Raw genomic sequence first — 13,567 nt, forward strand, 5'->3', positions numbered from 1 at the left:
ATTACTGTCAACATTTCATAATAAATTAAGGCAACATTTAAAGCGTTAGAGATAAAAAGCGAACCTAAGACAGCAAAAAAATAGGTTTGATGAGTAAAAAAATGAGAATGGAGGAATTAGAATCAGCAAACTGAAACTCTTTGATGCATTTTAAACAATCAACGATAAACAAAATCACGCAAACGTTAATCAAGCAGAGAATAAGTGCAATTTCAGAGATCTAAAACAAAAAGAAAGCAATACCAACTAAAAATACAACAAAAGTAAGTCAGTAAAGTGAAAATAAAGAGAGATAATTAAATCGGTAAAAAGAGGTGTAACAAAGATGCGCCAGCAAACACTGACGCATAATTATGTAATCAAAGATCGTTCAAACCTAACACGTCAGTCATGCTATAAAAACCCGCAGGTTTATCAGCAAGCCAAACCGCCGCTCTCACTGCACCATTGGCAAAAGTCATACGATCCGTCGCTTTATGGGTGATTTCTACACGTTCACCGATATCAGCGAACATCGCGGTATGCTCACCCACGATATCGCCAGCACGAATCGTAGCAAAACCAATCTCATTTTTAGTACGTTCACCGGTAATACCTTCTCGCGCATAGACGGCAACGTCACTCAGTTGGTTGCCCATAGCATTAGCAATCGCCTCTCCCATGCCAATTGCGGTTCCTGACGGAGCATCCACTTTATGACGATGGTGGGCTTCAATTATCTCAATATCACAGTAATCACCCATCACTTTAGCCGCTTTTTCAAGCAATTTGAAAACAAGGTTAACCCCAACGCTGTAGTTAGGAGCCATGACAATCGCAATCTGTTGTGCGGCAGCATTGATTTGTGCTCTTTCTGCTTCAGAAAAGCCCGTTGTGCCAATCACTAGCTTCTTACCGTGTTTTTTACATAACTCAATATTGGCTAAGGTGCTCACAGGAGCTGTAAAATCAATGATGACATCGAAGTTATCTACGGCATTCTCTAGGTTATCCACCAACGCGATATCAAATCGCCCTTCACCGCATAACTCACCGATATCAACACCAACCAACGAGGACTCAGGACGCTCTGAGCCCGCACCCACTCGAGCATGGTTATTTTGATAAGTGGCTTTCACCAAATTGCGGCCCATTCGACCCGCCGCTCCTGCAATCGCAATTCTCACCATTGCGTTATTCTCCATTGTGACGACATCAGCTTAAGCTTGCATCGTTTCTCTTCGTTCAAGGTGTTTCTGTAAACTATCAACATTTGCTTGTGGTGGCTAGCGACTTAGGCAAACTCTTTCATGACGCGCTCGACGATGGGCACATTGGCTTCAGGAAATGAATAGTTTGCCAACTCAGAAACCGCTACCCATTCTCCTTGCTGCCCTTCTTTACCATACGGCTGATGATCAAATTGTGTCACGCAAATAAAATCAAAAGTTAAGGACTTGTCTGAATAGTCAAACTCAAGGTATTGGTAAGGAGATTGCTCAGTAATATGAATACCAATCTCTTCATCTAGCTCGCGGAAAATGGCTTGTTCAATCGTTTCTCCCGCTTCAACTTTGCCGCCAGGGAACTCCCAAAAACCGCCTTTGTGAAGATGATCTGGTCGTTTGGTAATGTAAATTTCTGATTTATCGCTATTGAAGATAATAGCCGCAACAATATGAACACGTTTCATAAAGACTCCGATTCGCCGACTTCCCAACCTAGAAAATAAAGATGAGAAATATTGAGTTAAAAAAAGAGTCGCCTAAGCGACTCTTGGGGTGATCATTCAAGGGATCAGTTGATCTGTCCGTGGCACTGTTTGTACTTTTTACCGCTACCACAAGGGCAAGGCTCATTACGACCAACTTTGCGCTCTTCACGAACCATAGGCTGGTGTCCTTGATCTTCAGAAGCTTCATCTGCAACCGAACTATCGGCACTTTGGTGCTGGAACTGTTGGCGACGCGCGGCTTCTTCCGCCTGCGCTTGACGCTGTGCTTCCATACGTTCAACTTCTTCTTGCTGCTGTACGCGCACCTTCGACAAGATAGTAATCACATCGGTTTTTAAAGAATTCAGTAGTTCTTCAAACAGCTCAAACGACTCACGCTTATACTCTTGTTTTGGGTTTTTCTGCGCGTAACCACGTAGGTGGATGCCTTGGCGCAAATGATCCATCGCCGCTAGATGCTCTTTCCACAAGGTATCCAGAGTTTGTAGCATGACCGATTTTTCAAAATTACGCAGAACAGAAGCCCCAACTGCTTTCTCTTTTTCACGATACACACTAACCGCTTGTTCAAGAATACGTTCACGCAGCGCTTCTTCGTACAATTTATCATCAGCATCTAGCCATTGCTGTAATGGCAGCTCTAAATCAAAATCGTTTTTCAAACGATCTTCCAATCCTTTAACATCCCACATATCCTCAAGTGATTGTGGCGGAATGTATTCGTCAATAACGGAAGTCAGAACATCTTGACGATTCTGCTCAATCATTTCGCTGATATCGTCTGCTTCCATGAGCTCATCACGCAGCTCATAAACTACTTTACGTTGATCGTTAGCAACATCATCGTATTCAAGAAGCTGTTTACGAATATCAAAGTTACGTCCTTCGACTTTACGTTGCGCTTTTTCAATCGAGCGAGAAAGCATCTTACTTTCGATCGCTTCACCTTCATCCATACCACTTTGGATAAGGCTTGCCATACGATCTGAGGTGAAGATACGCAGCAGTGAATCTTCCATCGATAGATAGAAACGTGAAGAACCCGCATCCCCTTGACGACCAGAACGACCACGTAACTGGTTATCGATACGACGAGATTCGTGGCGTTCAGTACCAATAATGTGCAGACCACCAGCGGCTAACACTTGGTTATGAACCTCTTTCCACTTCGCTTTGATCTCATCGATCTGATCTTGTGTTGGATTCTCTAGCTGCTCAATTTGTGCCTGCCAGCTGCCGCCCAATACAATATCAGTACCACGACCTGCCATGTTAGTCGCAATCGTCACCGCGCCCGGAATACCCGCTTGCGCTACAATTTCTGCTTCTTTTTCATGGAATTTCGCGTTAAGCACGTTATGTTTCACTTTAGCTTGCTTCAACGCATTAGAAAGTAGTTCAGATTTCTCAATCGAAACCGTACCGACTAGCGTTGGCTGACCTTTCGCAACACGCGCTTTGATGTCTTCAATGATCGCCGCAAATTTTTCAGCTTCAGTGCGATACACCACATCAGGCATATCATCACGAACCATAGGTTTATTGGTTGGGATCACCACGGTTTCCAAACCGTAAATCGATTGGAATTCGAACGCTTCGGTATCGGCAGTGCCCGTCATACCAGAAAGTTTTTCGTATAAACGGAAATAGTTTTGGAAGGTGATCGACGCAAGAGTCTGGTTCTCGTTTTGGATTTTAACACCTTCTTTCGCCTCGACAGCTTGGTGTAAACCTTCAGACCAACGACGACCTGGCATGGTGCGGCCAGTGTGCTCATCAACGATGACCACTTCGCCCTCTTCTGTCACGATGTAATCAACGTTTTTCTCAAATAACACATGCGCACGCAATGCGGCATTGACGTGGTGAAGTAAGCTAATGTTCGTGGGTGAATAAAGAGTATCGCCCTCTTCCATCAAACCATTTTTCACCATTAACTCTTCAACAAATTCTTGACCCGTTTCAGTCAAATGAACTTGTTTTGATTTTTCGTCAACCGTGTAGTGACCATCACCACGATACTCTTCAGAATCTTCTTTATCTTGCTTTTGCAGAAGTGGAATGAGGGTATTAATGCGGATGTACAACTCAGAACTATCTTCTGCAGGACCCGAGATGATCAACGGCGTTCGCGCTTCATCAATAAGAATCGAGTCCACTTCATCGACTACAGCAAAGAAACGTTCACGCTGTACACGGTCTTCTTTGCGGAAAGCCATGTTGTCACGTAAGTAATCGAAACCAAACTCGTTATTGGTCCCGTAAAGAATATCGGCTTGATAAGAAAGTTTTTTCTCTTGTGGTGGCATATTGGGTACGTTAATACCGACCGTCATGCCTAAAAACTCAAACAGTGGGCGGTTTGTTTCTGCGTCACGTTTAGCAAGATAATCGTTGACAGTAACAATGTGCACGCCTTTGCCAGGCAAGGCATTGAGATACGCAGGTAAAGTCGCGGTTAACGTTTTACCTTCACCAGTGCGCATTTCTGCGATTTGACCCGCGTTGAGAACCATACCGCCGATCAACTGTACGTCGAAGTGACGCATACCATATACGCGCTTGGACGCTTCACGCACGGTGGCAAATGCTTCAGGAAGTAATTGGTCTAAGGTTTCACCTTGCTCTAAACGTTGACGAAACTCAACCGTTTTGGCTTTTAATTCTTCATCAGTTAGTGCTTCAAAAGTAGGCTCGTAGCTGTTGATCTCTTTGACAATTTTTTTAAGGCGGCGCAGCGTTCTGTCATTGCGACTGCCAATAACCTTTGTCAGTAGCTTAGTTATCATGTGTCAGGAATCTCTCTTTATTAGATCGTTTTCGATCTACTCTTAATGCCGTCAGTCTCTACCAGTTTTGAACTAAGGATACTGAGATAAATCATGTATCACAGATATTGTGACGGTGAGGTTTATTTTCAAGGTATTAAATAATTATGTAACGCATAGTGTAAGGAATTTTTGCGGCAACAACCAATAGCAAAACTATTTGTTTGAAGCACACTTAATATTTTTACGCTTTTTGAGCACTGTTTAAGCAATAAAATAGATTTATTACTATACGCATCATAGGCACCACAATAGAATTGAATGGCAACTTAAGAGGGAGACACCATGCGCGATCACCGTCCCACGTTAACGAAAGAGCTGATCAGCGATTCATCTCTAAAGAAAATACAGCAACATGCCACCGAGATCCTCGCTTTAAATAAAGTGCTCAATAAGTTGCTTCCCAAAGGAACGGCCGATCATGTCCGAGCCGCCAACATTCGCGGTGGTCACTTAATCGTTGAAGTGGCCAGTGCATCAATAAAAATGAAGCTTGATTATGACCGATTACACATTTTGAATCAGTTACGCAACCAAGGATTTGCCAAATTGATCAGCATTGAGCTCAAGATAAACCCAGCGCTCTATCGTAATCGTGGTATGAAAGAAGAAAAAGAAACGGTCGCTCGCCCACCACTATCTGAAAATACGGCCCAGGCATTACTGATGGTGGCGAGTAGCGCTTCCCCTAAAGTCAAAAAACGTTTGGAAAATTTGGCGAAATTGGCTAGGCCCAAATAAGCGTCATCAATGAATTAGTACAAATAAAAAGGCCAGACAGTTGTCTGGCCTTTTTATTTAAAAATTGCTATTAAGCGAGAACCATATTTGGTTCAGCAAACGCCACTGGAGAGCCAACTTCTTCTTCAAAAGTAGCCCATTCCCACGCCTCTTGGTCGGCTAAGACCGCACGCAGTAGCTGGTTATTTAAACCATGGCCTGATTTATAAGCACGGAACTCACCCACAATGGAATGACCACACATGTACAAGTCACCAATGGCATCCAATACTTTATGAGTGACAAACTCATTGGCAAAACGCAAACCTTCTTCATTAAGAATACGGTATTCATCTAATACGATGGCGCAATCAAAGCTACCACCTAAACAGAGGTTTTGCGATTGTAGGTACTCAATGTCACGCATGAAACCAAAAGTACGAGCTCTTGAAATTTCTTTGACGAAACCTTGCGAGGAAAAATCAAACACCATGCGTTGTTCATCAGAATCGATAGCAGGATGTTGAAAGTCAATCTCAAAATCCATACGAAAACCGTTATGGGGTACAAGTTCCGCCCACTTATCACCATCTTCAAATCGAACTGGTTTCTTAATTCGAATAAAACGTTTTGGTGTATTCAGCGTTTGAATGCCCGCTTGTTGTAGCAAGTAAACAAATGGGCTAGCACTACCATCCATAATAGGAATTTCAGGTGCGTCAACTTCGATGATAACGTTGTCGATTCCCATGCCCGCTAATGCTGCATTTAAGTGCTCAACAGTAGAGATACGAATACCTTCATCGTTGACCAAAGCAGTACATAGCATGGTATCGCGAACAGATTCAGGATCCGCAGGGAAGTCTACTGGAGGATTGATATCAGTACGGCGGTAAATGATCCCAGTGTTTGCAGCAGCAGGGCGAAGCGTTAATGTGACTTTACGACCAGAGTGTAAGCCCACCCCAGTTGTTTTCACTATTTCTTTCAGAGTTCGTTGTCTGATCATCTACTTGCCTCTATGTCAGTGCGACAAAACACGGTCGGTAAAGCACCGACCGCGAATGCTACCATAATTTTGAACAGTGTCAAATTATGTCTAATTGTTAATCAGCCTGACGACGTAAAAATGCTGGGATATCAAGATATCCATTTTCCTTATCTGCTTTCGGTGCCGTATTTTGACTTGCACCGGAAGAAGATGAAACAGTTGACGACGATGCTGATTGCGGTTTCACTTCTGCTCTTTCTTGCAAAGGCTGTGCCGTTTTTTCTTCGATTTTCGCTGCTTGTTGAACCATTTGTGGCTGAACTGCTGGTGCGACTTTGGCTTTACCGCCTGCAACTAAAGTGATGTCTGGCTTTTTCTCATTACCAATACCCGTTGCAACGACAGTCACGCGAATTTCGTCTGCCATATCAGGATCTAACGAAGTACCGATGACAACTGTCGCATTGTCAGACGCAAACGCCTTAACAGTATTACCGACGGTTTCAAATTCGTCTAGTCGCATATCCAAACCAGCGGTAATATTGACCAACACGCCACGAGCGCCTGCAAGATCAATATCTTCCAAAAGAGGGCTAGAAATTGCCATCTCTGCCGCTTCTTCTGCACGATCTTCGCCGCGAGCCACTCCACTACCCATCATAGCATGGCCCATTTCTGACATCACAGTACGTACGTCAGCAAAGTCCACGTTAATCATGCCTGGGCGTGTAATTAGCTCTGCAATACCTTGCACTGCATTTTTAAGTACATCATTCGCACTCGCAAATGCTTCAAGTAAGGTAATACCACGACCTAACACTTTCAGTAGTTTTTCATTAGGAATGGTAATCAAAGAGTCAACGTGTTTTGACAACTCTTCAATACCTTGCTCAGCAAATGCCAAACGTTTTTTTCCTTCAAAACTGAAAGGTTTCGTGACAACCGCTACGGTTAAGATACCCAGTTCTTTGGCAACTTCTGCAATAACAGGAGCTGCACCTGTACCTGTACCACCGCCCATACCAGCTGCGATAAATACCATATCGGCACCCATCAGAACTTCTTTAATTCTTTCTCGGTCTTCTAGAGCTGCATCACGTCCAACTTGCGGGTTTGCACCAGCACCCAAACCTTTAGTGATATCACCACCAATTTGAATGACGCTACTTACGCTTGTTTTACGAAGTGCTTGCGCATCGGTATTGACACTGATGAATTCCACGCCTTCGATGGACTCACGCACCATGTGTTCAACAGCGTTACCGCCACCACCACCAACTCCAACGACTTTAATTACAGCATCGTCAGACATTTCCATCATCGGTTCAAACATGTGTTATCTCCGTTTTCCCTGCAACTCAGGTTAAAACTCTTTTTGTATCCAGTTACGCAAACGACCAATTAAGCTCGACATGGATTGGCGTTTCGGTTCGCTGTATTCCGTGTCGTCATTAATTTGGCTCTCTTTCGCATAATGAAGTAAACCAACCGCCGTAGAATGATACGGCTCTTTTACGTAATCTGTAAGGCCACTCACCTCTAAAGGCTTGCCTACGCGAACTTGATTGCGGAAAACGCGTTCCGCACACTCAACCAAACCTTCAATTTGCGCAGCGCCGCCAGTTAAAACAACACCAGCCGCTAAATGGTGTTTAATACCATTTTTGCGCAATTTGTCTTGGACAGTATCTATAGTTTGGTTAACTAATCCCATTAATTCAGTGTAGCGAGGTTCAATCACTTCCGACAAGGTTTGTCTTTGCAAACTTCGCGAAGGTCTTCCTCCTACACTTGGGACGTTAACGGTATCATCCTTGCTTACCAATTCACTCAGCGCACAGCCATATTTTACTTTAATCTCTTCAGCATCACTGACTGGTGTGCCAAATGCAAAAGCAATATCACTGGTTACTGCGTTTCCTGCATAAGAAAACACTTCAGTATGTCGTAACGCACCACCGGTCCAGATAGCAACATCCATAGTGCCTGCGCCTATATCAATCACGCACACACCTAACTCTCGCTCATCTTCCGTAATAACTGCATTACTTGCCGCTAAACCAGAGTAAACCAGTTGTTCAACTTTTAAACCACAGCGTTCTACCGCTTTGATAATATTTCTCGCCATATCATTATGACAAGAAATAAGATGCACGCTCACTTCCATGCGCACACCTGATAAACCAAGCGGGTTTTTAATTCCCTCTTGGTAATCAATCGTAAATTCTTGAGGAATGACGTGCAATATTCTTTGCTCTTCCCCAATTTTTATTGATTTGGCGGTATGAATCGCTCGATCCATATCCTCTTGAGAAACTTCTTCATCTGAAATAGTTCCCATGCCTTTTTCAATACGGCTCGCAATATGTCGCCCAGATAGAGAGAGAAACACATTACTAATTTGGCATTCCGCCATTAATTCTGCTTGGTCAACCGCTCTTTGGACAGACTTAACGACCGATTCAAGATCGTTAACTCCCCCTTTATCCATCCCACGGGATGGGCTCGTACCAGCGCCAATAATATTAATTTGACCGTCAGGCAGTATTTCACCGACTAAAGCTGACACGGTGGCAGTGCCTATATCAAGACCAACAATAATGTTGTCATCAGCGGTCTTAGTCATTTTTACTCTCTTGTGCTTCTTGTTCAGGAAACCAACCTACTGCGGCTCCTGTATCATATCTAAGATCGATATAGCTAACTTGTTCAGCTTTATTACCTAAATTCTTATACAGCGAAATAAAACGTGCAACTCGCTCATCTAGTGATTCTTTACCTAACTCTAAGCGAATGCCATTATCTAAAATTATTTGCCACGCTCGACGATCGTTGAGTAACAGTGACGATATATTTAAGTTTAATGATTGAAACTTAGGGTTCGTTTTATTCCAAACATCCAGTACTTCGTGACTGGTTCCTTGCGGGCCATAAAGTTTCACTCTATCGCCGTTCAATTGACCAATATCACCATTAAATACCGTGCCATATCCGTCTAACAAAGCGTTGCCATTCCAAATCGCTACCGCTCTATACTCTGTCAGAAACACTTTTATTGTGTCAGGCCATTGTTTACGAATCGATGCATGGGCCACCCACGGGATGACCTGTACACTCGATTGAAGTACGTTAATATCTTGCGACATGAAAGTACCGATATGATCCAACTGAGCAAAAGCGCGCTGCACATCTAGCGAAGATACGTATTGCAAGTCACCTTGTAGAACAATTTTTGAAAGCGGTAGCCTCTGTTCGTCCCACATCCAACTGAGTGTTGAATAAATGAGTGAACTTATCAGCAACAACACCACAAATAAAAAAATAGCGCCAGCGGCGTGATCTTTTATGAGTGGCGAACGGGACACAGCTCGGCTTTCATCGAACACATTCATTAACAAAGCCTGATGTTCCTGTTTCTAAATCGCAATCGCATGCCCTATTTGGTTCACAATAGAGGTAAAAGCACTGACTTTAACCTCCGGATTATACTGAGGTCGCTGAAAGTATCAAACATTGAAAGTAATAAATCTGGACTGGATACCATGTTATTCAATATTGATACACAAATAAGCCATTTAAATTAAACCTGTTGCATTTTACTGATATTCAGTTCGAGCCCCGCTAAATGTTTCGCTACCTTGCCGATATCCCCAGCACCTTGCGTCAGCACGAGGTCACCATCTTGTAATACATTAGCCAGAATCGAAGGCAGTATGGTGCTGTCGGGAACAAAAATAGGATCGATTTTACCGCGACTGCGTATCGTTCGGCACAACGATCGACCATCGGCTCCCGCAATCGGCTTTTCTCCTGCGGCATAGACATCGAGCATGATCAGCACATCGACTTGCTCCAGTACATTGGCAAAATCATCATACAGATCGCGAGTTCGACTGTAGCGATGAGGTTGGAAAATCATCACTAGCCGTTTTTCTTGCCAACCACTACGCGCCGCCTTAATAGTCACACCCACCTCGGTAGGATGATGACCATAATCATCAACGAGCATCGCAACCCCATTGCCCGTATCAAACTCGCCCAGATGATCAAAACGACGTCCCGTACCTTGGGTGCTAGCCATCGCTTTTAAAATCGCTTCATCGCTGATGTCGTCTTCCGTTGCCACTGCAATAGCCGCGGAGGCATTAAGCGCATTATGACGACCTGGAATATTAAGCGTGATATCCAAATTGGCTCGTCCCTGTCTGACGACCGTAAACTGGCCTTGTTGCCCCTGCTGATGGTAATTCTCAATCCTGACATCTGCATCATCGGCAAAACCGTAGGTGATCACTTGACGGCTGATACGTGGAATGATTTCACGCACAACAGGATCATCAATACATAATATCGCCTGACCATAAAATGGCAGGTTGTGTAGGAAATCGATGAAGGTCTGTTTGAGCGTTTCAAAATCACCGCCATACGTATCCATGTGATCAGCTTCGATGTTAGTCACGATACTAACCATAGGCTGAAGATGAAGGAATGAAGCATCACTTTCGTCAGCTTCAGCAATCAAAATTCGACTTGAGCCCAAACGCGCATTGGTGCCGGCGCTTTTGACTAACCCGCCATTAACAAACGTAGGATCTAAACCAGCCTCAGAATAAATTTGCGTAACCAATGCCGTAGTCGTTGTTTTACCATGCGTACCAGCCACCGCAATGCCATGACGAAAACGCATTAATTCCGCCAACATTTCTGCACGACGAACAATAGGAATGCGTCGCTCACGCGCCGCTTTCAGTTCAGGATTTAGCTCATCGATTGCAGTAGAGACTACCACTACGCTGGCGAGTTCAATATTAGTGGCTTGATGACCGATATAAATGATAGCCCCTTTACTTGCCAATCTTTCAGTCACAGGGTTGGAAGCAAGATCAGAGCCGGTAATTTGGTAGCCTTCATTGAGCAATACCTCTGCAATTCCGCTCATTCCCGCCCCACCAATACCGACAAAGTGAATACACTTGACGCGGCGCATCTCTGGCACCATGGCACGGATTTGAGCTAAATCTTGAGTATGTTTAATGGTCATGAAAAATTTCTCGTTATTGGGTAAGTGCGATGATAGCGTCGGCAACGACTTTATCAGCATCCAGTTGTGCGGCTGCACGCGCTTGTTGCGCCATCAACAGCAGATCATGACGCTCAAGAGAAGCAATCTCTTGCGCTAGTTTTTCTACTGTGAGCTGCGGCTGTTCAATCATTTTGGCCGCACCACAAGCGACTAAGTGATCCGCGTTAAGCGCTTGCTGTCGGTCTTTATGCATAAAAGGGATAAATATAGCGCCAACACCGGCCGCTGCCACTTCAGAAACCGTTAATGCTCCCGAGCGGCACACCAGTAAATCAGCCCACGCATAAGCGCCAGCCACATCCTCAATGAACTCAGTAACGTGTGCATTTTTGATCTGAAGCGCGCGATAAGCTTGCTCAACCGACTGTTGATTATTCTTGCCTGCTTGATGGCAAACTTGGTAATTATCGCCAAGCACAGCTAGTACGTCAGGCAAAGTTCGGTTGAGAATCTGCGCACCTTGGCTGCCGCCCATCACGAGAATGCGGATCGGTTCATTTCGCTCAGCAAAGCGTACTTGCGGCTCGGGTAATGTAGCGACATCTTGACGTACAGGGTTACCTACGACTTGCGCCTCAGTAAAGGCTCCGGGGAAGGCTTGAAATACGCGTTTGGCAATTTTCGAAAGCCAACGGTTGGTTAACCCTGCTACGGCATTTTGCTCGTGAAGCACAACGGGAATTCCCATAGACCACGCTGCCACGCCACCGGGGCCACTGACGTATCCGCCCATGCCGAGCACCGCATCAGGTTGCCACTGCTTCAAATAACGACGCGCTTGAAAAATCGCGTTCACAATTTGAAAAGGCGCTTTCAGCAAACGCCCTATGCCTTGGCCACGTAAACCTTTGACCTGAATAAAGTCGATCTCAATACCATGTTTAGGCACTAATTCTGCTTCCATCCGATCCGCAGTCCCTAGCCAGCGGATCTGCCAACCTTGTTGTTGGAGCTGTTTAGCCACAGCGAGACCGGGAAAAACATGTCCCCCCGTGCCACCAGCCATAACCATTAAACGTTTATTGTTTATCATTGGATTCTTTTTCTATAGACACTCGATTGCGATCTTTGAGTCGACATTCATGATCAATTCTCAATAAGATCGACACCGCAACCGACATAATAATTAAGCTTGAACCGCCGTAACTGATCAAGGGCAGCGTTAGGCCCTTAGTCGGCACCATACCCGCTGCAGCACCCACATTGACGAGCGTTTGGAATGCAAACCAAATTCCAATACCAAAGGCCAAATAGCCACCAAATTGCTGATCATGCTCAAAGGCTTTTTTACCGATAAACACCGCTTTAAGCACCAGACTAAAAATCAGCAGTAGAACCAGTACAACGCCAACAAAACCGAGCTCTTCAGCCAGCACTGCAAATACGAAATCAGTGTGTGCTTCAGGTAAGTACTCTAGCTTTTGAATCGAGTTACCCAGCCCTTGACCAAACCACTCTCCACGACCAAAGGCCATCAAAGATTGAGTCAATTGATAACCGCTGCCAAACGGGTCTTCCCACGGGTCAAGAAATGAAGTTACACGGCGAATACGGTAAGGCTCTGCCGCAATCAGTGCGATTACCGCAACAATTCCAGCCACCATGAGCGCAATAAATTGTGACAGTTTGGCCCCAGCAATAAACAGCATACCAAACAGAGTCACCAGCATCACAACCACGGTTCCCAAATCTGGCTGACCAAGTAGCAAGATAGCCAAGGTTCCAAACACCATAATCGGTTTCATGAAACCACCAAAAAAGGTTTGCCTCACTTCATCTTGTTTACGAACTAAGTAACCAGCCATGAAAATAAACAGTGACAGTTTCGCGACCTCCGCAGGTTGCAGGTTAAATAACCCCAAAGGGATCCAACGCGAGGCACCATTGACCGATTTGCCCGCGAGCAAAACCACAATCAGCAGCATAAAAGAGACGCCAAGTAGCACCGAGCTGTATTGCATCCAACGTTTCATTGGCACTTGCAACACCACACTCGATGTCACGATAGCCAGCATCAAGAAAATGGCGTGACGAAACATAAAGTGAAACGGTTGATCCGTTAAACGCGAACTGATAGGAAACGAAGCCGATGTCACCATCACAAGCCCAGTCAGCATCAAACCTAAAGCAATCCATACCAATTGACGATCAAACAAGGCTTCAGGCGCTTGGCTCTGAAACCATTGACGAGTCATTTTGATGAGGCTTGAAAAGGACAAAATGCAATTTCC

At 44.7% G+C, this 13,567-nt stretch carries 11 protein-coding genes; 1 reads left to right on the plus strand and 10 read right to left on the minus strand.

Annotated features, from left to right (window positions below; all coding sequences use genetic code 11):
* Positions 1-359: 359 nt before the first annotated feature.
* The 3 genes from dapB to secA all read right to left on the minus strand — a co-directional run bounded on the left by dapB (position 360) and on the right by secA (position 4,503).
* Positions 360-1,169: a 4-hydroxy-tetrahydrodipicolinate reductase gene (gene dapB / locus PL85_RS01785; protein ID WP_026027267.1), complete on the minus strand. Its 810-nt coding sequence runs from the start codon at positions 1,167-1,169 to the stop codon at positions 360-362.
* Between the two features lie 104 nt (positions 1,170-1,273).
* Positions 1,274-1,672 (minus strand): 8-oxo-dGTP diphosphatase MutT, encoded by a 399-nt coding sequence (gene mutT, locus PL85_RS01790; RefSeq protein WP_029388464.1) that lies wholly within the window; start codon positions 1,670-1,672, stop codon positions 1,274-1,276.
* 104 nt (positions 1,673-1,776) lie between these two features.
* Positions 1,777-4,503: a preprotein translocase subunit SecA gene (secA, locus tag PL85_RS01795; protein ID WP_081244968.1), complete on the minus strand. Its 2,727-nt coding sequence runs from the start codon at positions 4,501-4,503 to the stop codon at positions 1,777-1,779.
* A 324-nt stretch (positions 4,504-4,827) separates the two neighbouring features.
* Here secA and PL85_RS01800 point away from each other — a divergent pair, with 324 nt between their 5' ends.
* The gene (locus PL85_RS01800; RefSeq protein WP_010317992.1) at positions 4,828-5,283 is read left to right on the plus strand and encodes a DUF721 domain-containing protein; all 456 of its coding nucleotides are present in this window, start codon (positions 4,828-4,830) and stop codon (positions 5,281-5,283) included.
* Between the two features lie 70 nt (positions 5,284-5,353).
* On the opposite strand, the gene lpxC is transcribed toward PL85_RS01800, so the two are convergent.
* The 7 genes from lpxC to ftsW all read right to left on the minus strand — a co-directional run bounded on the left by lpxC (position 5,354) and on the right by ftsW (position 13,531).
* Positions 5,354-6,271 (minus strand): UDP-3-O-acyl-N-acetylglucosamine deacetylase, encoded by a 918-nt coding sequence (lpxC, locus tag PL85_RS01805; RefSeq protein ID WP_064625869.1) that lies wholly within the window; start codon positions 6,269-6,271, stop codon positions 5,354-5,356.
* A gap of 97 nt (positions 6,272-6,368) precedes the next feature.
* Entirely contained in the window at positions 6,369-7,586 is a 1,218-nt protein-coding gene (gene ftsZ / locus PL85_RS01810) for a cell division protein FtsZ (RefSeq protein ID WP_017042647.1), read from the minus strand.
* A 30-nt stretch (positions 7,587-7,616) separates the two neighbouring features.
* On the minus strand, positions 7,617-8,879 hold the full coding sequence (ftsA, locus tag PL85_RS01815; protein WP_010317995.1) for a cell division protein FtsA: 1,263 nt from the start codon (positions 8,877-8,879) through the stop codon (positions 7,617-7,619).
* Positions 8,872-9,645: a cell division protein FtsQ/DivIB gene (locus tag PL85_RS01820; protein ID WP_088718004.1), complete on the minus strand. Its 774-nt coding sequence runs from the start codon at positions 9,643-9,645 to the stop codon at positions 8,872-8,874. Before PL85_RS01820 ends, ftsA begins: the two co-directional genes overlap by 8 nt.
* A 188-nt stretch (positions 9,646-9,833) precedes the next feature.
* Positions 9,834-11,294 carry a UDP-N-acetylmuramate--L-alanine ligase gene (murC, locus tag PL85_RS01825; RefSeq protein WP_013856083.1) on the minus strand — a complete coding sequence of 487 codons (1,461 nt, stop codon included), beginning with the start codon at positions 11,292-11,294 and terminating at the stop codon, positions 9,834-9,836.
* A 13-nt stretch (positions 11,295-11,307) separates the two neighbouring features.
* A complete protein-coding gene (murG, locus tag PL85_RS01830; protein WP_088732836.1) occupies positions 11,308-12,369 on the minus strand; it encodes an undecaprenyldiphospho-muramoylpentapeptide beta-N-acetylglucosaminyltransferase in 1,062 nt (353 codons plus the stop codon).
* Positions 12,356-13,531 carry a cell division protein FtsW gene (ftsW, locus tag PL85_RS01835; protein ID WP_038148764.1) on the minus strand — a complete coding sequence of 392 codons (1,176 nt, stop codon included), beginning with the start codon at positions 13,529-13,531 and terminating at the stop codon, positions 12,356-12,358. Before ftsW ends, murG begins: the two co-directional genes overlap by 14 nt.
* Between the last annotated feature and the right edge of the window lie 36 nt (positions 13,532-13,567).

The sequence above is a fragment of the Vibrio anguillarum genome, from assembly GCF_001989995.2.
Lineage (GTDB): Bacteria > Pseudomonadota > Gammaproteobacteria > Enterobacterales > Vibrionaceae > Vibrio > Vibrio anguillarum.